The organism is Shewanella sp. H8 (assembly GCF_040285065.1).
In the GTDB taxonomy this organism is placed as follows: domain Bacteria; phylum Pseudomonadota; class Gammaproteobacteria; order Enterobacterales; family Shewanellaceae; genus Shewanella; species Shewanella polaris.
Window position 1 is genome coordinate 1,674,729 of the sequence record NZ_CP157213.1, and the last position, 22,939, is coordinate 1,697,667.

Here is a 22,939-nt window from a genome sequence, read left to right on the forward strand (position 1 = left end):
AGTGACGAAATAATAACGGTATGGTGATGGAGCAAGGGCAAATAATTGGGCTTTTAGGTTTATCATCGTGTCGTCGTTTACGTTTGTTGCATTGCCAACCTTCCGCTGTATTTTCTTTATTAACCTCCTTGTGTTTATCTGTGGCGACTATTTTATGCTTAAGTTGCCTAACACACTCTGCATTTGCTGATGAGCTTACCAGTGAACCTGACGCTTCCCATTATGCTTTTGCTAGTTATTTAGGCAGTGGTATTTACCGTACCTCAGGCCAAAGTGCCGCGGTGGTTAATGTGCCGTTAGGCTTTGAGCTAGAAAAATCTGCAGACCATTTATTAAAACTGCGATTTACCACATCGTTTGGTTTTTTTGATTATTCATTTAATGATTTGCCCGGTGGCAGTTTACCGAAAAATGTTGGTACGATTACCTTAACACCAGGGATTGAATACCATTGGCTAGTGGACGATAAATTAACGGTCGAATCCTATGTTGACTTAGGTTACGGACATAATTTCTCCACTTATAGCCATGTGGGTATTTTTTCGACTGGCTTATCGACCTTGTATCGCTTTGGCTCAGCTGATTATAGCCCTGTATGGGTTAATCGAATTTACTATGCCGGTTACAAAAGTAATCAAAACGACAGTACGGAAGGGTACTCTGTTTTAAAAAGTGGTGTCGACTTTGGCTTTAATTATGATTGGCAATGGGATGATATGCGGGTTGAGCCACGGATGTTTGTTGCCGGACATTGGTATTTTAACCAACTCAAGTTTGTTACCCCTGTTGGCAAAGATGTACTGACCTCATATACCTACGAAATAGGCGCCACTCTGGCATTTTCAAAACCGATTAATTTTGCTGCTATTGGCTTGGATAGTGTCGAAATAAAACACTTAGGCTTGAGTTATCAGGTTGGCGGTGGCTTGAAGGTGTGGCGAATCATTTTCGAATTTCCACTTTAACATTTCCGTTAGTAGCGCTTCGCGTTGACATTACTATAAAGGCTACATATAAGTGCTGCAACAACAACACTCATTTGTTAGCTCTATTGCATTGGTTATATGATGTTAACCATTCCCCCAAATATCAGCATTAACGGGTTTGCTTGGCTTATCGCTTTGCTCACTGACTTTGGTTGTGGGTGTTTTTCTGGCAGTGACGGCTTTTGGACTAGCCGGTTTGCGAGAATTATCTTTTGGCGGCGGTAATGGTAATTTGTTGGCTTTAAGATACAAGTATTCAACTTTGTCACGAGCCCAAGGTGTTTTACGTAAAAACTTCAAACTTGATTTTACACTCGGGTTGTCTTTGAAACATTGAATGTTGATTCTAGATCCTAATTGTTCCCAACCGTACTTTTCAACGAGTTCGGTAACAATGGTTTCCAGTTTTATGCCGTGAAGCGGGTTGTTTGCTTGTGTCATGGACCGTGCGAGCTAATTGAGTTTGGTAATATTATACCCATATTGCTGTCAAAGTGATATCAACACAAAAACGGCAGCTTAAGCTGCCGTTTGTTGTCCAATATTAATTGTTATAGTTCATTTGCTAATTCAACTTTTTCTTCGTCATCATCAATATCAATGTCACCTTTGCCTTTGGTATTAATAATAATCATTGCAGCAATAATGAATGTTGTGACCATACCCGCTACCGTAGACACTACCATAGGTAAGCCTGCACCTAATGTTGATGAATTCAACATAAAGCTAATAACAACACAGGTCATGAACATAGCAGGGACGGTACAAATCCAATGAAATTTATTATGGCGAAGTAAGTAAGCTGCCGCGGTCCATAGCATCAATACAGCAGTGGTTTGGTTTGCGACACCAAAATAACGCCAGATAATGCCAAAATCGACTTGAGTTAACATTGCACCGATAGCAAATAATGGTAACGCTAGCAGTAACCGCTTAGGTAACGCGACTTGTTTGATGTTAAAGAACTCTGCCAAGATTAAGCGTGCTGAACGAAATGCGGTGTCGCCAGATGTGATAGGTAATACAATCACGCCAAGGATGGCTAAGAAACCACCAAAGGTACCAAGCAGACCGTTAGATGCTTCATATACTACGTTAGCAGGGTTACCAGCCATACCTGCATTAAGACCTTCTACACCACCAAAGTATGACAATGCAATAGCACACCAGATTAAGGCGATAACGCCTTCGCCAATCATTGCACCAAAAAATACAAAACGACCATTTGATTCATTTTGAACACAACGGGCCATGAGTGGAGATTGTGTTGCATGAAAACCAGATACAGCACCACATGCAATCGTGATGAACAATGCCGGCCATAATGGCATATCGTTAGGGTTAAGGTTGGTAAAGAAGTCACCTATTTCAAAGCCCGGTAACATGGTATGTTCGCTTGAAAGCATTAATGCGATGGTTAAACCAAGTGACATGAATACTAACAACGCGCCAAAGAAGGGATAGAAGCGACCGATGATTTTATCGATTGGCACTATGGTCGCAATTAAGTAATAACAGAAAATAATGCCAACAAAAATAGCAACATCAAATCCGGTTAATTTGCTGAGTAAGCCTGCTGGAGCAGAGATAAATACCACTCCGACTAACAATAGTAGAATAATCGCAAAAAAATTCATAAAGTGTTTGGCGTTTTTACCTAGGTATTTACCCGCCAAATTTGGTACTGATTGACCATTGTTTCGTACCGATAGCATACCTGAGAAATAATCGTGAACGGCGCCAGCAAACACACAGCCAAATACAATCCATAGCATGGCGGCTGGACCGTATAGAGCACCTAAAATTGGACCAAAAATTGGACCTACACCTGCAATATTGAGCAATTGAATTAAATACACTTTACCTTTAGACATAGGCACAAAGTCGACCCCGTCTGTATGAGTGTATGCGGGTGTTTGTCTTTGGGTGCTAATCCCAAATACTTTCTCGACGAAGGCCCCATAAATAAAATAGCCGCCAATGAGTAATCCAACACAGAGTAGAAACCAAGTCATTTTTTATATCCCCATTTTTATATTGGGGTCATTTTAAAACATCGGCAATATGAAAAGCAGGCTAACTGAGTAACAGGTTAAAAAGGCAAGGTAAGCGGTAAATAGCTGACTTGAGCGGTGCTACATACTCGACAAGTGTGGTAGAAATCACGCTGAGTTTATTTTGAACAGGGCTATTGAAAGCCAAGCAACTGCTTTAATTCTTTGAGGTAACGACGTGAAACTGGCACATTAGCACCGCTATGGGTGGTGACTTTCGCGCCCGTGTCGGTTATTTCAATTTCACAAATTGCACTTGGGGCTAGTAAATATTGTTTATGGCAACGAAATAAAGCGGTTTTTTGTTCTAATACCTTAAGGGTTAATTGGGTGTGGCTGTTGCCTTTATTTGAGTGTACATGAATACCGCCAACATCACTGACAACAAATTCGACATCCGCAGTGGCAACCACTTTGAGTTTATTGCCACTGTAACAGGGCAAATGAGCTAGTTGTGCGGGCAGTATTTGTGTCATTGGTAGCGGCGTCATATTTGCGCGTACTTTTTCTAGCGTTTGGTTAAAGCGTTTTTCGTCTATAGGTTTAAGTAAGTAATCGAAGGCATTGTTGTCGAATGCTTTTATTGCATACTCATCAAAAGCCGTAATAAACACCGCTCTTGGCACTTGTTCGGGATTAAGCATGGCAATGAGTTCCATGCCATTAATCCGCGGCATTTGAATATCAATAAAAATTAGATCAGGCTTTAACACGTTAATTTGTTGTAGGGCTTCAATGGCGTTACTGCATTGCCCTAATATTTTAATATCTGGATGTTTTTCGAGAAGGTCAGCCACTTCTTGGCGGGCAAAAGGTTCATCGTCAATAATTAAGCATGAAATCATGAGACTTGCTCCTCTAACGGTATGCGTACTTGTACGCAAGTAAACTCATCAGCTTGGCTTTGGACTTCAATGCCATATTGTTCACCAAATAAGTTTTGCAACCGTTTATGGACTAAGTTCATGCCTAATCCTTCAGTATTTTTTGAGGGGTGATACAACCCAGCATTGTCTGTGACACTCAGTAACAAATCATCACCTTCTATTGAAGCCTCTACTCTAATCATACCGGCTTCAAGCATTCGTGAGGTGCCATGTTTAACCGCATTTTCAATAAGAGGTTGCAGGGTAAATGCTGGCATTTTTAGGTGATGATATATCTTTGGAATACTAATACTGACCTTTAGTTTGTCAATAAAACGTGCATGTTCAATGGCAAGGTATGCATCAATATGTTCCAACTCATCGGCTAAGGTAACTAGTCCAGTGGTTCGAGTAAGATTTATCCGTAGGAATTGAGACAATTGTTGTAATAACTTTTTAGACATCTGAGGATCACGGTTAATGATTGCGCTGATAGTGTTTAGCGCATTAAATAGAAAGTGAGGATTGACTTGGGCTTGTAATAATTTGATTTCCGCCTGCATCAATAAACTCTTTTGTTGTTCAAAGCGGCCAAACAAAATCTGGTTTGAAAGTAATCTTGCTATCCCTTCACCTAAGGTGCGATTAATATTCAAAAATAATTTATTTTTAGGTTCGTATAATTTAATGGTACCAATGACTTCATCATTACTGCGCAGTGGGATAACTAAGCTTGAACCTAATCTGCAATGAGCTGATATAGAGCAGGTATAAGGGGTGTAGACGCCATCGGCAAACATCACCTTATTTTGTGCAATAGCATCAAGTGTGATTTGCGATGAAATGGGGGTATTAGTGAGATGATGATCGGCCCCAATACCGATAAATGCCAGTAGTTTATGTCTATCAGTAATAGCAACAGACCCGACTTGAGTTTCTTCGATAACGATTTGAGCGACCTTTTTACTCGATTCGACATCAAATCCTTTTGAAAGTAAGCCTACACTGCGCTCTGCTATTTTTAGCGCTTTGGTTGAGAAGCTGGATGATAATTTATCAAACATGGCTTTTTGGTCGCGAAGGATGCTCATAAACATTGCTGCGCCCAGTGAGTTTATTAGAAGCATAGGCGGCGCGATTAATTTGACCAGTTCCCAAGCTTGGTCAAAGGGTTTAGCGATGAGTAAAATAATCGACATCTGCATTATTTCAGCCATAAATGTCACCCCAAATACGACTATGGGTTGATAAGCCATTTCTGATTTTCCGGCTTTAGTAAAATAATAACTGATTATTCCAGCCGACAATCCTTCCAAGGCGGTTGATATGGCACAGGCTATATCTGTAAATCCGCCCATCGAATAACGATGTAATCCACCCGTTAAACCAACCAATAATCCAGTGATTGGGCCGCCAAGCAACCCGCCTAACACAGCACCCATAGCGCGAGTATTGGCAATGGCTCCAGATGTTTGCTCACCAAAGTAAGTTGCCAAAATACAAAAGCAGGAAAAAACCAGATAGATAAAGACTTTATGAGGGAGGCGTTTTGATGTTTCAGCGAAAAGTTTAAACAATGGCGTTTTACTGACTAAGTAAACAATCACTAAGTAGACGCACATTTGTTGCGTTAGCAGTAATATTAACGACATATATTCTCTTTGGATTACATGGTAGATAAATGATTTTTTGACTATTGTTAGAGAGTAGTCATTGGCCCGTCAAGCCTCGTTAGTTGCATCTCGTTCACAGAGAAACCGTGTAATGAAAAATCATATTACCTCAATTTTAGTATGATATAAAAAGCCATCAACAGTAGAAATCGATTATCAACGCAAGGCTATGAGGGAGCTGAGACTAATGTGTTTAGATACTCAGCTAACTTATCATTTTTTATCGATTGTAATAAGTCGACCATGATAAATTGTCAATATAACAAACTATATCAGTACTCCAAGAGGCCAGGCTTTAAAAGTAAATATCATGCATTATTGCATAGAGTTTATGTCGACATATCTGATGATTTTAATCGAAAAATGTTGTTGTTAACGTGACGCTTTACGCAATAAATCAGATTGTTTAGCGCCACTTTGCTGATAAAACTGATCAATGAGTATTCTAAGAATTTTGGATTTAGCCACTTTACTGGTTTTAGCTATTTCATCTAATTGTGAAATGCTTTTCTCGGTTAGTGTAAAAGTGGCATGACGATAAATTTTGGTACTTTTTTTATCGAGTCCTGATAAAAATTCTTGAGCCGTTGATGTGATATCGGGTTGATCATGTGATGTCCCTATACCAAATGCATAATTATTAGCATCTTCAATAAAGTCGTCTACAGATACCTTGACTTGGGTATCTTTGCGTTTCTTACGTTTAAGATCAGTTAAACTCATAACTATTTTCTGGTGGGATGGCAAAAAGCTCATCGGTAATGGCTCTAATTTCATCAGCCGCTTTACCGCTCGGATCGATTTCAAGCACAGAAGAGCCACTTTCTTCGCTATCATCATAGATATTGCGACTAAATGTTACTGAATTGAGTGCGCGTAAACCAAAAGACTCAACCACTTCTTTAGCTTCTAAAATACGTTTACCTTGAGACGGTAGTGCAGGGCATTGTGTTATCACGATGGCGGCAATCATTTTAGGATTTACCATCTTACAAGTACTGAGCATGTCTTCCATATGAGGTAAGGTTTTAAGATCGCGTCGCTTAGGACGAAGTGGCAGCACAACATAGGTTGCGACAGACATGGCGGCGCGCATTGCTAGGTTATCTTGACCTCCACAATCAACAATAACATAGTCAAATCGATCATTTAGGCTTAGCAAATCGTTGCGAATTTTGCCATAAAGTTGAATACAATTGATGGCTTTTAGATTGGGGTCATTATTGCGAGCTTGGATCCAGTCTGATGTGGTTCGTTGTGGATCACAATCAACCATGAGCACATTTGCATCATTTTTTTGACTAATATGCACAGCAATATTTTGTGCTAAACAGCTTTTGCCACTGCCACCTTTTTCTCCACCAACCAGCAATATCATGTTGTATTCCTTGATTCTAGAAGCTTTATAGCACTGAAATATTGATTACTATTTTAGCTTGAGTATAGATCAGTCATAGGGGACTGCAAAAATTATCAATTAAATTAGCTGTAAAGCAATATGGTAACTATGAGGTGAGCATTCGGTGCAACGGCAAACTTGACCTTTTATGGTATTTTGTTTGTCGGTATTTTCATTGAAGGTTAAGGCTATCAAATCACCTAGTTTAAAAGACAATTTAAAATCAAATAATACCCCTTTGCGAGCAAGATCAATACAAATACCATGGTCGATACATGATTCACCATGTGCATTAATCCAATCCAATCGGATCCGCTCGGCTTCCATATCAACACGTAACGAACCGCGTTTTTCTTCGAATCCAGCTGGTTCTTGGCTCATCGTATTTCTCCTTGAAATGATCCGTCTATCGGCAACTTGAATTGTTGTTTAGCTCATTATTGCTGTCTTTAAAATTTAGTGTTGAGTGCTAACCTTTTATATTAACGTATAAATTTTTAACCTCCAGTAATTTTCTACCCTATAATAATTTTTAGCATAACTATTTTGTTAAGCAAGATAAAATTACGATTATAATACTGAGTAATCGATACTTGGTATTTTCAGTGGCAGTTAACGTGATTAATTATCATAGTCTTGGTTTTTAGGGTAAGGCATTTTCAATTGGCCCCAGCGGATCACTATAACGGTACTGGCGAGCACTATTGTTGAAAGTGAGATGGCTAAAATACGCCAATCTTCCATACCTTTCATGTCTAAAATCAAGTATCGAGCCAATGCAACAATCGCAATATAAAGTGGCATACGGATAGGTAATTTACCCGACTCAATATAATTGACGACCATGGCTAACACTTCAAGATATATGAACAGCAGGAGTAAATCTGCTAGTTCTACTGTGCGAATGTCAATCATATGAAAAATTTCTTCGCCAATGGCAAATATTGTCGCCAGTGCAATAATAAATAATACTAAGTGTTCGATACTTTTTAAGGATTTTAGGCCTAAACCGCGTAGTAATTGCATAGTCATCTTCATTTGAAAAATTAAAAAACCATTATTGATGACTTTTGGATGTTTTCCCAGTGTTCTGATTCGATTTTGCAAGATGTGTCATAGCTTATTTAGAGATTATGAATAGTAACACTTGGGTATCACTGATATTTCAGTAACAACCTGGGTGCATAATGTTGGAAAATATGAGAAGTATGGGGAGCTGTTACAATATAAAGGTATAAAAAAATCGCTAAAGTCTGCTTTAGCGATTTTTATCAATTGTGATGGTAATTGTTAACATTAACAATTACCTCAATGTGGATAAAACGACTAACGTTTTAGGGCTTCATTAAGCAAAGGGCGCATGGTCTTAACCAATTGAGTGGTCACTTTTGGACTACCAGCCACAATGTTTCCTGAAACCATATAGTTGTGTCCGCCCATAAAGTCGGTAACAGTGCCGCCAGCTTCACGACAAATTAAGTCGCCCGCAGCAATGTCCCATGGCTTAAGACCAATTTCAAAGAAACCATCTAAACGACCAGCAGCAACATAAGCTAAATCTAGAGCAGCTGAACCACCACGACGGATATCAGCACACAACGGAAATACTTCCGCTAGAATAGCCATATAGGTTTCGGTGTGTTGACGTGCTTTGAATGGAAAACCAGTGCCAATCATAGTGCTGGTTAAATCATTTACGTTGGTTACGCGCATGCGGAAATCATTCAGCTTAGCGCCTTTACCACGAACCGCTGAAAATAACTCTTCACGGACAGGATCGTAAATAACAGCAACTTCAATTTTGCCTTTATATTGAAGTGCGATAGATACTGCAAAATGAGGTATGCCACGAACGAAGTTGTTGGTGCCATCCAAAGGATCTACTATCCAAATGTAATCATTATTATCGCCACGGTTTTCACCGTTTTCCTCACCAATGATAGTGTGGTCTGGGTACGATTTACGAATTTGGTAAGTAATAGTTGCTTCTGCTTCCTTATCTACACTAGTCACGAAATCATTAATACCTTTACTGCTTACCTCAACACGGTCAAGTTCAGTATAGGCGCGCATAATAGTTTGGCCCGCAGCGCGTGCAGCGCGCGTGGCAATAGTCAGCATCGGATGCATTGCAATCCCCTGGATGTTAAAGAACGAGTAAAATAGCGCCCGCATTATACTTTATTTGAGGGTTATATCAAATGCAGATTTTCATATAACGTAATTTTTAATGATTGTGTTAACATGCGGATAATATTTTTAGTTAAAAGAAAGTGCTACATGCTCAGTAATATTCGTGTTGTTTTAGTTGGTACCTCGCACCCTGGTAATATTGGCTCTACAGCAAGAGCAATGAAAACTATGGGGTTATCTAATTTATATCTCGCTGAGCCAAGAACTGAGCCAGATGGACAATCGATAGCGCTTGCAGCAGGTGCGTCAGATATTCTTAAGAATCTAACTCGAGTTGACTCATTAGAAGAAGCCATTGCTGACTGTAGTTTAGTCATTGCAACCAGTGCACGCAGTCGTACATTAGATTGGCCTATGCTAGATCCCCGTGAGGCGGGTCAAAAATTGACTCAGGAAAGTTTAAACGGCCCTGTTGCCATCGTATTTGGACGTGAAAATCATGGTTTAAGCAATGAAGAGTTACAAAAGTGTACTTATCACGTGGCGATTCCTGCTAACCCTGAATACAGTTCGTTAAATCTTGCTCAAGCTGTACAGATTATTTGTTATGAAACCCGAGTTGCCCATTTAGCACAAACTGAAACTCCGGCTGAAACAGAGGCATATCCATTGACTGATGAGCTAGAACGTTTCTTCATTCACCTAGAGTCTACTTTGTCTAAAACTGGTTTTGTGATTAAAAATCATCCAGGGCAAGTTATGACTAAACTTCGTCGTTTGTATACTCGAGCACGTATTGAAGCGCAAGAGATGAATATTCTTCGGGGTATTTTGACCTCCATTGATAAGAAAATGGATAAATAGATTAGTAGTAAGGAACACATCATGGCCGTTATCGCTAGGTTAAAAGAAGATATAGAATCAATTTATCATCGTGATCCTGCTGCAAACAGTACTATCGAGATATTGTTTAATTATCCTGGTATGCATGCTATTTGGATCCATCGTATAAGTCATAAACTTTGGCTCGCCAACTGGCGCTTTACTGCGCGCTGTTTATCGACATTTTCTCGTTGGTTAACTGGTGTTGAAATACATCCAGGCGCCACCATTGGTCGCCGTTTTTTCATTGACCATGGCATGGGTGTTGTTATCGGTGAAACCGCTGAAATAGGTGATGATTGCACGCTTTATCATAGTGTTACTTTGGGCGGTACAACCTGGCAGCCAGGCAAACGTCATCCAACTTTAGGTAATAATGTGGTCATTGGTGCTGGGGCTAAGATACTTGGGCCGATCACTATGCATGATGGTGCGCGTGTGGGGTCAAATTCTGTCGTTGTTAAAGATGTTGCCAGTGATAATACCGTGGTAGGTATACCTGGACGAGTGGTGTCTTCGCCGACGAATCAATCAAAAGAGAAAACTGAGCGTCGCACTGAGATGGCTAAAAAATATGGCTTTGATGCATATGCCGTATCGCCAGATAATCCTGATCCAGTAGCAAATGCTATTGGTCAAATGCTGGACCATATGCATTTAATGGACTCAAAAGTACAAGAAGTGTGTAGTGCCATTCAATCTATGGGTGGCGAGGTGTGTACCAAAAAATTACCAGAGTTGAACGTTGATGCATTTGATGATGCTTCTAGAAAAGCTGCCACTATTCGTAAACAAGACATTAACAAGTTCGACCCTAGTATTTAGAAATAAATAAGTCATTGTAGATTCAAGTCAATAAATCGACCGATAATACGATTAATTATCCTGTTGGCATTGAATTTTATGACATAAAAAGGTTAAATACTCTCTGCGAAAATATGGACCTTTTTGTTATAAGCAAGACCATAATACCCGAGTGTTTTAGTAGGATTAATACTTGACTAAATTACTAGGGTATGTTGAAATTACTGCATACTTTTTGGGAGCAGTACAAGTTATGAAACTTACATCAAAAGGTCGCTATGCAGTGACAGCTATGCTGGATGTTGCGATTCACTCAGCTACTGGTCCCGTGCCCTTAGCCGATATTTCTGAAAGACAAGGTATCTCTTTGTCTTATCTTGAACAACTCTTCGCAAAGTTACGTAAAAATGGTTTGGTGTCGAGTGTCCGCGGACCTGGTGGTGGTTATCGTTTAGGTTTAGATGCCGTCGATATCTCAGTTGGCATGGTCGTGCATGCTGTTGATGAATCTGTAGATGCCACTCGTTGTCAAGGACAAGGTAACTGCCAAAGCGGTACACGTTGCCTAACCCATTCTTTATGGGGCGACTTAAGTAAACAAATTTCTGATTTTTTAAACAGTATTTCGCTTGCAGGTTTAATGCAAAAACGAGACGTTCAATTTATCTCGCTAAAGCAAGACGAAATACAAAAGGAACATAGAGTGAGTTTGTAACTCAACTATGTTGATTGATATATAATAATTATTTGTACGTTGTATGTAGCCTCACCTGAGACTGCTAAGTACGGAGTGTGTTATGAAGCTTCCTATCTATTTAGATTATGCCGCAACAACCCCTGTAGATCCGCGTGTCGCAGAAAAAATGATGCAACACATGACAATGGACGGCGTGTTTGGTAATCCAGCATCGCGTTCACATCGTTATGGTTGGCAAGCTGAAGAGGCGGTTGATGTCGCCCGTAATCAAGTTGCCGATTTAATTAATGCTGATCACCGTGAAATAGTTTTTACCTCAGGCGCTACAGAATCAAGTAACCTTGCTATTAAAGGTATTGCTCATTTTTACAGTAAAAAGGGCAAACACATCATCACCAGCAAAACTGAGCATAAGGCAACGTTAGACACTTGCCGTCAGTTAGAGCGCGAAGGTTATGAAGTGACTTATCTGGTACCCGATGCTAACGGCCTTATTCCAATGGAACGTTTAGAAGCAGCAATGCGCGACGACACCATTTTGGTCAGTATTATGCACGTTAACAACGAAATAGGTGTGATTCAAGATATCGATGCGATTGGTGAATTATGCCGCTCAAAAGGTATCTTCTTCCATATGGATGCTGCACAAAGTGCAGGTAAAATACCGATTGATGTACAAACCACTAAAGTAGATTTGATTTCGATTTCTGGCCATAAAATGTATGGACCAAAAGGCATCGGCGCGTTATATGTTCGTCGTAAGCCACGTATTCGTCTTGAATCGCAAATGCACGGTGGCGGACACGAACGCGGTATGCGCAGTGGCACATTAGCAACCCATCAAATTGTTGGGTTAGGCGAAGCTGCTGCTATTGCTAAACAAGATATGGCTGTAGACGGTGCACGTATTACTCGTTTACGCGATAAATTGTGGAATGGCATTAAACATATCGAAGAAACCTATATTAACGGTGATATGGAACATCGCTACAGCGGCATCTTTAACGTAAGTTTCAACTTTGTTGAAGGCGAGTCGTTAATGATGGCCTTAAAAGACTTAGCCGTTTCTTCAGGTTCAGCCTGTACTTCAGCAAGTTTAGAGCCAAGCTACGTATTACGTGCATTGGGTTTAAATGATGAAATGGCACATAGCTCAATTCGTTTCTCTTTAGGTCGTTTTACTACCGATGAAGAAATTGACCACGCTATCGTAACGATAACTGAATCTATCGATAAGTTGCGCGAAATGTCTCCATTATGGGAGATGTTCAAAGATGGTATCGACTTGAACGAAGTTCAATGGGCACATCACTAATTCGATTGAGTTGAATTAAGTGTAATACCATTAATCGTAAACGGACAACGACACAGAATTTGGAGCAGTATCATGGCTTATAGCGAAAAAGTAATCGATCATTATGAAAACCCACGTAACGTAGGTTCATTTGATAAAAACGATCCATCAGTAGTAACTGGTATGGTTGGTGCACCCGCTTGTGGTGACGTAATGAAGTTGCAACTTAAAATTAATGCTGATGGCATTATTGAAGATGCAAAATTCAAAACTTATGGTTGTGGCAGTGCAATTGCATCTAGCTCATTAGTTACTGAGTGGGTTAAAGGCAAAAGTGTTGATGAAGCCGCAACCATTAAAAATGCTGACATCGCTGAAGAATTAGCATTACCACCGGTTAAAATTCATTGTTCAATTTTGGCTGAAGATGCCATTAAAGCAGCAATTGAAGAGTATAAAAGTAAACAAGCTAAGTAATACCTGGAGTTAAGATGGCAATTTCAATGACCCCTGCAGCGGCTGATCGAGTAAGATCGTTTCTTGCTAATCGCGGGAAAGGCCTTGGCTTGCGCCTAGGATTGAGAACATCAGGTTGTTCAGGTATGGCATATGTCATTGAGTTCGTTGACGAACTCAATGACGATGATGAAGTTTATAATATCGATGGTATGAATATCATCATTGATGCTAAAAGCTTAATTTATTTGCAAGGTATTGAACTTGATTTTGTCAAAGAAGGCCTTAATGAAGGTTTTCAGTTCAATAATCCAAACGCAAAGGGTGAATGTGGTTGCGGTGAGAGTTTCACCGTTTAACTATTATTTAACTGTTAAGCCGTTTTATATCAAACAGTAAGCATGATGTCTGCCCATGAATTATTTCAATCTGTTTAATGTTGTACCTGCCTTTGATATCGACACCGCCTTACTTGCAGAGCGCTATCGCGAACTGCAACGGGCGGTACATCCCGATAAATTCGCTAATGATACCGAACAACAAAAGTTGTTATCAGTTCAGCGTACTGCACAAGTTAATGATGGCTATCAAACGTTAAAAAATCCCTTACGTCGTGCTGAACATATGTTGAGCTTACGTGGTATTGAATTAAGCCACGAAACCACCACATTAAAAGATGGTGCATTTTTGATGCAGCAAATGGAGTGGCGTGAAGCGCTGGAAGACATACAACAAAGTAGCGATCCGCAAGCATCCATTGATGAATTGTATGAATCATTTGCTGAATTTGAGTCGGTATTATTTGCTAAATTAGCGACTCTATTGGCAAGTGAAGATGTTGCTGATGCATTATTAGCGGCAGATCAAATTCGTAAATTGAAGTTTATGGCAAAATTGCAAGATGAGTTGGCGCGAATAGAAGACCGCTTTCTTGACTAAATAGACCTAAAATTTAACCTTATTTATGATTAGTTCAGCTAATCGATAACACAACAAGTTGGAACATTATGGCACTGTTGCAAATTGCAGAACCTGGCCAAAGCGCCGCACCGCACCAGCATCGTCTTGCGGTAGGGATTGATCTTGGTACCACCAACTCACTTGTTGCCGCTGTAAGAAGTGCGCAAGCGTTGACTTTACCTGATGGACAAGGTCGTCATTCGTTGCCTTCTGTGGTGCATTATGGCGATAGCGGAGTGCTTGTTGGCTATGAAGCTCAAGAAATATCTGCTTTAGATCCACAAAATACTATCGTATCTGTTAAGCGTTTTATGGGGCGTAGCCTGACTGATATTCAGTCTGGTGTACATCGGTTACCCTACGCATTAAATGCGAGTGAAAATGGCTTACCCGTATTCTCTACTCCTATGGGGCCGGTTAATCCCATACAAGTGTCTGCCGAAATTTTAAAACCCTTGATAGCGCGTGCAGAAACGACTTTAGGTGGTCAGTTAGAAGGTGTGGTGATTACCGTGCCAGCCTATTTTGATGATGCACAACGTCAAGGCACTAAAGATGCCGCTGAATTGTTGGGCGTTAAGGTATTACGTTTACTGAACGAACCTACCGCCGCTGCAATTGCTTATGGATTAGATTCAAAGCAAGAAGGTGTGATTGCCATTTATGATTTAGGCGGTGGCACATTTGATATCTCCGTTCTGCGTTTAAATCGTGGCGTGTTTGAAGTGTTAGCCACTGGCGGCGATTCTGCACTAGGTGGTGATGATTTCGATCATCTGCTTGTTAGCCATTTACAAACAGTGTGGGGCATTACCGAGCCTAACAATCAACTGGCACGACAATTACTGATTGAAGCTCGTCGAGTTAAGGAAGCATTAACCAATAATGACAATATTGAAGCATCAGTTGTTATAGGCGAAAAAATCTTAACGTGTACTGTTGATAAGAGCTTATTTAATCAGTTAATTGGCGCATTAGTTAAAAAAACCATTGGCAGCTGTCGCCGCACATTACGCGACGCCGGTGTCAGTATAGATGAAGTCATTGAAACCGTGATGGTGGGTGGTTCAACTAGAGTGCCTTTAGTGCGTGAACAAGTTGAAGCCTTCTTCAAGAAAACACCGCTGACCTCAATTGATCCTGATCGAGTTGTTGCTATTGGTGCCGCTATTCAAGCTGATATTTTGGTGGGTAATAAACCTGAGTCAGATTTACTGCTGCTCGACGTAATTCCGTTATCACTTGGCGTTGAGACAATGGGCGGTTTGGTGGAAAAAGTCGTCACTCGAAATACCACTATTCCGGTAGCTCGAGCACAAGAATTCACGACGTTTAAAGATGGCCAAACTGCAATGGCATTTCACGTGGTGCAAGGTGAGCGCGAACTTGTTGAAGATTGTCGTTCATTGGCTCGTTTTACCTTACACGGTATTCCGCCACTTGCTGCAGGTGCTGCACATATTCGGGTGACGTTCCAAGTTGATGCTGATGGTTTGTTAAGTGTCACCGCCATGGAGAAATCCACCAAGGTGAAAACGACCATTCAAGTTAAGCCTTCATTTGGTTTGTCTGACACTGAAATTGCCACCATGCTAAAAGATTCGATGAAGTATGCTAAAGAAGACATTACTCGTCGTATGTTGGCTGAGCAAAAAGTTGAAGCTGCACGGGTGATAGAATCGCTTAATGCGGCTTTAGCTAAAGATTCTGATTTACTCGATGAGCAAGAGCGTGAACAATTAATGGTGGCGATTGGACATCTTGATGCCGTTGCACAACAAGATGATGTAGATGCCATTGAGAAAGCGATTGCAAGTCTAGATGATAAAACCCAAGATTTTGCGTCACGACGCATGGATAATTCTATTAGAGCGGCGCTAAAAGGGCAGTCGGTCGATAACATATAGGTGAAATAATGCCACAGTTAGTATTTTTACCCCATAAAGAGCTTTGTCCTGATGGCGCAGTTCTTGAGGCCGAAGTTGGCGAAACTATTTTAGACGTTGCACTGCGCAATGGAATCAATATTGAGCACGCGTGTGAAAAGTCATGTGCTTGTACCACGTGTCACGTTGTTGTACGTGAAGGCTTCAATAAGCTGGAAGAAAGTGATGAGCTAGAAGACGACATGCTTGATAAAGCGTGGGGCCTAGAGCCAGAAAGTCGTTTATCGTGCCAAGCCAAAGTGGTTGATTGTGATTTGGTTATCGATATTCCTAAATACACAGTCAATATGGTCAGCGAAGGCTAGTCTTTGTTGATTTATTAATGTCTCAATCACTCACTTCTAACGAGTAATTGATCACAAAAAAAGAGTCAATCTGATCAGATTGACTCTTTTTTTATTTGTGTTCATTCCAGTTATTGATTTAAAAAAAACTCAGAGTATGATGCCGGAAAATTACAATTTTGGAGCACTCTGTGCGCATCGCAATACTGTCTCAAGGCCCGCAATTATATTCTACTCGACGTTTAGTTGAGGCAGCCGTTGCCCGAGGACATGAAGTCAAGGTTATCAACCCACTAAAGTGTTATATGAATATCAATATGACCAAACCGAGTATTCATATGGCGGGTAAAAACTTAGGCCATTTTGATGCGGTGATCCCGCGAATTGGTGCCTCTGTGACTTTTTATGGTTCAGCTGTACTACGCCAATTTGAAATGATGGGTGTATATGCGGTTAATGGTTCAATTGGGATTGCGCGTTCACGAGACAAGTTACGTTCAATGCAACTTTTGTCACGACAAGGCATTGGTTTACCGATTACTGGTTTTGCCAACAAACCCAGTGATATTCCTGATTTGATTGATATGGTCGGCGGCGCGCCATTAGTGGTTAAATTGTTAGAAGGTACTCAAGGTATAGGCGTGGTATTAGCTGAAACTCGAAAAGCGGCAGAGAGCGTGCTTGAAGCCTTTATGGGCTTAAAAGCCAATATTATGGTGCAAGAGTATATTGCAGAAGCGCAAGGTGCGGATATTCGTTGTTTTGTGCTAGGGGATAAAGTAATTGCTGCGATGAAGCGCCAAGCTAAACCCGGTGAATTTCGCTCTAACTTACACCGTGGTGGTAGCGCAACGCTTGTTAAACTATCTCCAGAGGAGCGTTCAGTCGCGCTTCGTGCTGCAAAAACAATGGGATTAAATATCGCTGGGGTTGATTTATTACGATCTAACCATGGTCCAGTTGTGATGGAAGTAAACTCATCTCCTGGTTTAGAAGGCATTGAAAAAGCCACTCAGAAGGATGTAGCCGACGCCATTATATGCTTCATGGAAAAGAATATAGATAAGGCTGTTAAGTCGAGACCTTAGGCAATAAGCTCTATCTTCAATCACATAAAGCATAAATTACGCCATATTAATAAATGTGACGCAATTAAATGATGAAATATACTGACGAGTGCGGATAAGGCTAGGAATATACACTTAAATTACGTATAATCCGCGCGAATTTTTTAAAACTTGCTCACATTAAGGAAGCTAGTTATGACCATCGAACGCACATTTTCTATTATCAAGCCAGATGCAGTTGCTAAAAACCACATTGGCGCTATCTACAACCGTTTTGAAACCGCTGGTCTTAAGATCATCGCGTCTAAAATGGTACACCTGTCTAAAGAGCAAGCTGAAGGTTTCTACGCTGAACATAGCGCACGTCCTTTCTTTGGTGCTTTAGTTTCTTTCATGACGTCTGGTCCAGTAATGGTTCAAGTGTTAGAAGGCGAAAACGCTGTTTTAGCTAATCGTGAAATCATGGGCGCAACTAACCCTGCTGAAGCTGCTCGTGGCACTTTACGTGCTGACTATGCTGCAAGCATCGACGAAAACGCTGTTCACGGTTCTGATGCAGTTGAATCAGCAGCACGTGAAATCGCTTACTTCTTCAGCGCTGACGAAGTGTGCCCACGCACTCGTTAATTATTGCTGTAAGTTGATAAAAAAGGAGCCTCGGCTCCTTTTTTTGTGCTTCTTTGTTCGGTGTTCATCTTTCTAAATTAGCTTGCTAGCAATGTAGAAGTAACTCTCATCTGTTCAAATTATTTCTGCTTTGAAAGACATCGATTTAACATTATCTATCAAGCGCTTGTTGTTGAGGTTATGTTTTATCGTTAATCAAGCTAACTTTTATAATTCTTTGAAATGCCACTTGTGTAGTACGGAAAGTAAACAATATTTTCAATTTTGTTAGATGTATCAGCTCCCATAAAAAAGTCTCAACTAGCGATTTGGAATAGCATTTGATGGTAAAAATCTATATTTAATAAATAAATAATCAAGTAAGTTGTGGTCTTATTCCGTATGTTTTTATGAATAACATTAAAATTTTTTTAATATTATAATTTTATTAAATGTAAATTTCATGAGTAATTGTTTTAAATTGTGAGTCTATTTAATCTTATGTTATATTTATGATTTATTAATGTATCTAATTATTAAAATATTTAACTGTATATGTTTAATATCTGTCTAATATTTTATCGTTGAAAGTAAAGTTAATTAAAGAACTGTCATTATATTTGCTATGTTATTGATTTATATGGATATAATTATTGTCAAATTAATTATCTTTGTTTGGGATTGATGTGGTGTTGTTTACTTGTTGCCCTTATTGACTAAAGGTTTTTTTATCATTAATAATGTTTCCCAATAATTAGCGTTCAGCAATTATTTATAATTAAAAATATAACGACTTGTTTTATTTTATTCCAAGTTATAGGGAGTTATTCATGATATCAGTAACATTAACCGCTAAGGCTGTTCGTCGCAGTTTATTGGTTGTAGCAGCAACAAGTGTAGTGACAACAGGTTTATTTTCTTCATTAGCATTTGCAGCAGATGAACAGAAAGTTGAAAGAATCGAAGTCACCGGTTCTCGTATTCAACGTCAAGACATGGAAACAGCTTCTCCAGTAACCATCATTTCTGCTGAAGCCATTCGCGCTGAAGGTTTCACTTCAGTTGACCAATTACTTCAAGCTCAAACGTCAATGGCTGGTGCCGCTCTAGGTTCAAGTTCCAATAATGGATCTGATGGTGTCGCACAGGTCGATTTACGCGGTATGGGTTCACAACGTACGTTAGTGTTGTTAAATGGCCGTCGTATGGTTAACTCTGGTTCAGGTGCTGATAGTTCTGTTGATTTGAACTCTATTCCTGTTGCGATGATCTCTCGTGTTGAAATTTTAAAAGATGGTGCATCAGCAGTATACGGTTCTGATGCAATTGCTGGTGTTGTTAATATTATTACCAAGAAAGATTTCGATGGTTTTCAATTAGATCTTAACGGTAGTACCAGCAGCGAAAACGATGGTGAAACTGGCGAAATCAGTGGTTTATACGGTTTTAACACTAATGGCGGTAATTACACATTTGGTGCAGCATATTCTAAACGTGAAAGTGTTATTCAATCAGATCGTAGCTGGACTGAACCTGGTTATAGTTCTTTTATACCTACAGGTTCTTTAGATGGTATGGTTCAAAACGATGCTGGTGAGTGGGTTGATCGTACAACTGGATACGATTACACCACTAGCAGTTATTACCAAACACCTAATGAACGCTATAGTTTGTTTGCTAACATGGTTCAAGAGTTGGACAATAACTTAGTGTTAACTGCTGATGCACTTTACACTAAACGTAAATCTAACCAACAACTCGCGCCACAGCCTGCATCCGTAATGTTAGATGTATGTGACACTGATACTGACAGTTCTTGTGTAACACTTACCGATGCAATGACCGATGGTGGCATTGCTGCTGATGATACTGGTCGTGTTGAATATCGTCGTCGTATAACGGATGCAGGTCCTCGAATCTATTCTCAAGACACCGACACATACCGTATATCAGCAGGCCTCGCAGGTGAGCTTGATATCAACACTGGCATGAATTGGGATATCAATTATACCTACGGTAAGAACAAAGCCGATTCGAGTATTGATAATTCAATCAATGCAACCCTTTTGTCTGAATCAGTTTATGCTAATCAGGATGCATGGTTCAGTGGTGATTCATTAACGGATGCCATTGTTAATGACATAAGTTATACCGATAATTCGAATGGAGGTAATGAATTAAATGTTGTTTCTGCAGGCTTAAATGGTGAATTGTTCGACGTAAGTGCAGGTGCTGTAGCTTTTGCAATTGGTGCCGAATACCGTTATGAAAGTGGTTATTATAATCCAGATGAAATAACTATTGCTGGTGACAGTACGGCAGCACAACAAGATGCAACGAGCGGCAATTACGATGTATTTTCCGTGTTTGAAGAGGTTAGTGTACCTTTCACTGAAAAATTAACCGGAGAATTTGCTCTTCGTTATGATGATTACTCCACATTTGGTAAAGCGTCTACTTGGAAAGTGGGTTTAACATATGAAGCAACTGATGATTTAATGCTTCGTGCAGTTGCTGCAACAGGTTTCCGCGCGCCTAGCATTAGTGAGTTATTCGGTGGGGACTCAGGATCTTACGATTATTTAACAGATCCTTGGGGTAATGAACAAGATCCTCAAATTCTAGTGCGTTATACCTCTGATGAAGACTTAGAAGCTGAAGAGTCAGACTCTTACACTGCAGGTTTAGTTTATTCGCCAAGTTATGTTGATGGTTTATCGTTAACACTTGATTACTGGCGTTTTAAAGTGAAAAATGCAATCACTTATTTAGACGTTCAAGCCGGACTTGATGCATGCTATGCCGATGCTTCTGACTCTGCTTGTGAAACCTTTAACATTGGTTCAAATGGTGATTTATCTGACTTAACAAGCACGTTAACGAACGTAGGTAGTCAAGATACTAGCGGTATAGACTTTAACTTAGCCTATCACTTTGCTGCTTTATCACTGGACTGGAAAATTAACAATGATACCACTTACCTATTAAACTTCGAGCAAGAAGGTATCGATTATACCAATATGATTGATGGTAACTTTGGTGCTTACGCTGAAGTTCGTAATAACTTTAATATCCAAGCCGGTCAAGACAGTTGGAATATTATCTACTCAAACCGTTATATTGGTCAAATGGAAGACTTGAGTACTGGTGATGACGTTGACGCCATTCTTTATCATAACTTAGCTGGTACTTATTATGTTACTGATATGATTACCTTAAGTGCTGGTGTTAAAAATATCACTGACGAAGAGCCATCAAGTGTATCTAATGGTAGTGACGGTGGTACTGTACCAGAAGTGTATGACACTATTGGTCGCCAGTATTACGGTGGCGTAACAGTTAAGTTCTAAACTAAAGTGCAGTTGTATCTTAACAAATAAGGCAGTGTGATTAATTTGCGCAGTCTATTGCAGTAAATTTCTATCTGGCTGCTAACACAAATAGTCCTTATTCGTACAATTTTTTGATGTTTCATGATAGGCCACAACAATTGTTGTGGCCTATTTCTATGTCAGAAGATTATGACCGTTGTACATTACTGCTGGATCTCGTTATTACCACATATTGTTATTTATGGTAAACACATCCCTTTGGAATAGGTTCAAAGGGTTTACAAACCGGTTTAGAGCCTCCATACGCAAGATCGTTTTTTGCAGAGCAACTAAGGAGTATAGCTTATTTTTGCTATTGAATTGTTGGAAGTTACTTTACCTTATATTTTACCTGATGCTAAATCTACATCCTTTAAGCGTTAATGATCTTTTAAAAAGTTTTACATCACAGTGTTAAGTTTAACAGCTAAGATGCTTATTCGAACATACTGCCGCGTAGTAGAAAAACAACATCATTTTTATGAGGTAATTGGGCTAGAAATGTTGAGTGTTGATTATATTTTATTAAAATACTCATTTACATTAGATCTCTAAATCAATAGAGACATAGTCCAGCCCCTCTGTTTGCTAAGATCTGCACATACCCAATGAAAAGATATTTACTGTAATAGTGTACTTTATCGATACTTTTGTCTTTGGTGCCATTGTTCCTTCTGCTTTATAAATGCTTATTCCTATGTTTATCATTGATTAATTTATACCCTGATTATCATCAATACAGAACTTCACACATTGTGGCTCCAGTTATCATGAAACAGGAATGATTATTACTTGATTCTGTTCTACAAAAAAGGGAATGCATAAGATATAGTTTGATAATTTATCTTTATATTCACAATGGTTAGTGAAATCTATTGTGGGGTGAGGGGGCATTGGTGAGATTCATTGGTCACTATCATAAGCTACATTTCATTAACATTGCTGCTGTAATGAGTGTTGTTAAGAATTTATGAAATATGACGCAGATCTCAGTCTGAATAAGGCTAAATTTAAATGAAATAGAGCTGTATTAGTCGTTGTTTATGCACAAACATTGTGTTGAGAAAGTGAAATTACTACTTCATTACTGAATATATATTGCTTTATTAATCTTATTTAGATAATTATTGAATAAATAATCAGTAATTTCGAAATGTGATTGTGGTTGTTTTTGCGACAATCAGATTTTTTTTTAAAATATTAAAATTTTATTAATGTTGTTATTTATAGGTTGTTGTTTTTATATTACTTTACTTGCGTTAACTTAAATCCTTGTATGTGATTTTTTGTGTGTTTTTTGTTTTTATTTGGTGTATTGTTCGTTTGTTTTAACATTTTGTTGAGTCTATTTATTCTTGTTTTCTTCGCCATTAATTGTAAGCATTTGATTTATGGTAGTTATTTGCAAGTCAAATTAATTTTGCAACTAAGCTTTGTGTTATATGTTGTTTACATGTTGCC

The 22,939-nt window shown here is 39.4% G+C and carries 22 protein-coding genes; 13 read left to right on the forward strand and 9 right to left on the reverse strand.

The features are described 5' to 3' along the window. Nucleotides 1-26 precede the first annotated feature (26 nt). Nucleotides 27-965 (forward strand): hypothetical protein, encoded by a 939-nt coding sequence (locus tag ABIS04_RS07280; protein WP_350433044.1) that lies wholly within the window; start codon nt 27-29, stop codon nt 963-965. Nucleotides 966-1,070: 105 nt separating this feature from the next. Here the strand turns inward: ABIS04_RS07280 and ABIS04_RS07285 are convergent, their stop codons facing one another. The 9 genes from ABIS04_RS07285 to suhB all read right to left on the reverse strand — a co-directional run bounded on the left by ABIS04_RS07285 (nt 1,071) and on the right by suhB (nt 9,108). After that, nucleotides 1,071-1,427 carry a VF530 family DNA-binding protein gene (locus ABIS04_RS07285; RefSeq protein ID WP_140233908.1) on the reverse strand — a complete coding sequence of 119 codons (357 nt, stop codon included), beginning with the start codon at nt 1,425-1,427 and terminating at the stop codon, nt 1,071-1,073. A gap of 110 nt (nt 1,428-1,537) precedes the next feature. Continuing rightward, nucleotides 1,538-3,001, reverse strand: a complete 1,464-nt coding sequence (locus tag ABIS04_RS07290) for a carbon starvation protein A (protein WP_350433045.1) — start codon at nt 2,999-3,001, stop codon at nt 1,538-1,540. Between the two features lie 173 nt (nt 3,002-3,174). Beyond that, nucleotides 3,175-3,885 (reverse strand): two-component system response regulator BtsR, encoded by a 711-nt coding sequence (gene btsR, locus ABIS04_RS07295; RefSeq protein ID WP_350433046.1) that lies wholly within the window; start codon nt 3,883-3,885, stop codon nt 3,175-3,177. Next, nucleotides 3,882-5,558: a sensor histidine kinase gene (locus ABIS04_RS07300; protein ID WP_350433047.1), complete on the reverse strand. Its 1,677-nt coding sequence runs from the start codon at nt 5,556-5,558 to the stop codon at nt 3,882-3,884. Before ABIS04_RS07300 ends, btsR begins: the two co-directional genes overlap by 4 nt. Nucleotides 5,559-5,951: 393 nt before the next feature. Continuing rightward, nucleotides 5,952-6,302 carry a replication protein RepA gene (locus ABIS04_RS07305; protein ID WP_140233912.1) on the reverse strand — a complete coding sequence of 117 codons (351 nt, stop codon included), beginning with the start codon at nt 6,300-6,302 and terminating at the stop codon, nt 5,952-5,954. Continuing rightward, nucleotides 6,289-6,957, reverse strand: a complete 669-nt coding sequence (locus tag ABIS04_RS07310; RefSeq protein ID WP_140233913.1) for an AAA family ATPase — start codon at nt 6,955-6,957, stop codon at nt 6,289-6,291. Before ABIS04_RS07310 ends, ABIS04_RS07305 begins: the two co-directional genes overlap by 14 nt. Before the next feature lie 99 nt (nt 6,958-7,056). Beyond that, a complete protein-coding gene (locus tag ABIS04_RS07315) occupies nt 7,057-7,359 on the reverse strand; it encodes a PilZ domain-containing protein (RefSeq protein ID WP_140233914.1) in 303 nt (100 codons plus the stop codon). Nucleotides 7,360-7,599: 240 nt separating this feature from the next. Beyond that, nucleotides 7,600-8,004, reverse strand: coding sequence for a phosphate-starvation-inducible protein PsiE (locus ABIS04_RS07320; RefSeq protein ID WP_137221308.1), 405 nt, complete (start codon nt 8,002-8,004; stop codon nt 7,600-7,602). A gap of 300 nt (nt 8,005-8,304) precedes the next feature. Continuing rightward, complete coding sequence (suhB, locus tag ABIS04_RS07325; RefSeq protein ID WP_140233915.1) at nt 8,305-9,108, reverse strand: inositol-1-monophosphatase; 804 nt, start codon at nt 9,106-9,108, stop codon at nt 8,305-8,307. 150 nt (nt 9,109-9,258) lie between these two features. On the opposite strand from suhB, the gene trmJ reads away from it, so the two are divergent. From trmJ to ABIS04_RS07385, 12 genes are all read left to right on the forward strand, one after another. Continuing rightward, nucleotides 9,259-9,975, forward strand: coding sequence for a tRNA (cytosine(32)/uridine(32)-2'-O)-methyltransferase TrmJ (gene trmJ, locus ABIS04_RS07330; protein WP_140233916.1), 717 nt, complete (start codon nt 9,259-9,261; stop codon nt 9,973-9,975). Nucleotides 9,976-9,996: 21 nt separating this feature from the next. Continuing rightward, a complete protein-coding gene (gene cysE, locus ABIS04_RS07335) occupies nt 9,997-10,818 on the forward strand; it encodes a serine O-acetyltransferase (protein WP_137221302.1) in 822 nt (273 codons plus the stop codon). 232 nt (nt 10,819-11,050) lie between these two features. Then, nucleotides 11,051-11,512, forward strand: a complete 462-nt coding sequence (gene iscR / locus ABIS04_RS07340) for a Fe-S cluster assembly transcriptional regulator IscR (RefSeq protein WP_137221300.1) — start codon at nt 11,051-11,053, stop codon at nt 11,510-11,512. A gap of 82 nt (nt 11,513-11,594) precedes the next feature. Further along, a complete protein-coding gene (locus ABIS04_RS07345; RefSeq protein WP_137221298.1) occupies nt 11,595-12,809 on the forward strand; it encodes an IscS subfamily cysteine desulfurase in 1,215 nt (404 codons plus the stop codon). 72 nt (nt 12,810-12,881) lie between these two features. Further along, nucleotides 12,882-13,265, forward strand: a complete 384-nt coding sequence (gene iscU, locus ABIS04_RS07350) for a Fe-S cluster assembly scaffold IscU (RefSeq protein WP_137221296.1) — start codon at nt 12,882-12,884, stop codon at nt 13,263-13,265. Between the two features lie 14 nt (nt 13,266-13,279). Then, nucleotides 13,280-13,603: an iron-sulfur cluster assembly protein IscA gene (gene iscA / locus ABIS04_RS07355; protein WP_137221294.1), complete on the forward strand. Its 324-nt coding sequence runs from the start codon at nt 13,280-13,282 to the stop codon at nt 13,601-13,603. Nucleotides 13,604-13,658: 55 nt separating this feature from the next. Next, nucleotides 13,659-14,183: a co-chaperone HscB gene (gene hscB, locus ABIS04_RS07360; RefSeq protein WP_140233917.1), complete on the forward strand. Its 525-nt coding sequence runs from the start codon at nt 13,659-13,661 to the stop codon at nt 14,181-14,183. A gap of 68 nt (nt 14,184-14,251) precedes the next feature. Further along, entirely contained in the window at nt 14,252-16,111 is a 1,860-nt protein-coding gene (gene hscA, locus ABIS04_RS07365) for a Fe-S protein assembly chaperone HscA (protein ID WP_350433048.1), read from the forward strand. 8 nt (nt 16,112-16,119) lie between these two features. Next, complete coding sequence (gene fdx, locus ABIS04_RS07370) at nt 16,120-16,455, forward strand: ISC system 2Fe-2S type ferredoxin (RefSeq protein WP_137221288.1); 336 nt, start codon at nt 16,120-16,122, stop codon at nt 16,453-16,455. Between the two features lie 170 nt (nt 16,456-16,625). Beyond that, nucleotides 16,626-17,522 (forward strand): 30S ribosomal protein S6--L-glutamate ligase, encoded by an 897-nt coding sequence (rimK, locus tag ABIS04_RS07375; RefSeq protein ID WP_137221286.1) that lies wholly within the window; start codon nt 16,626-16,628, stop codon nt 17,520-17,522. A 174-nt stretch (nt 17,523-17,696) separates the two neighbouring features. Further along, complete coding sequence (ndk, locus tag ABIS04_RS07380) at nt 17,697-18,128, forward strand: nucleoside-diphosphate kinase (protein WP_137221284.1); 432 nt, start codon at nt 17,697-17,699, stop codon at nt 18,126-18,128. A gap of 809 nt (nt 18,129-18,937) precedes the next feature. Then, nucleotides 18,938-21,457: a TonB-dependent receptor gene (locus ABIS04_RS07385; protein ID WP_350433049.1), complete on the forward strand. Its 2,520-nt coding sequence runs from the start codon at nt 18,938-18,940 to the stop codon at nt 21,455-21,457. The last annotated feature ends 1,482 nt before the right edge of the window (nt 21,458-22,939 follow it).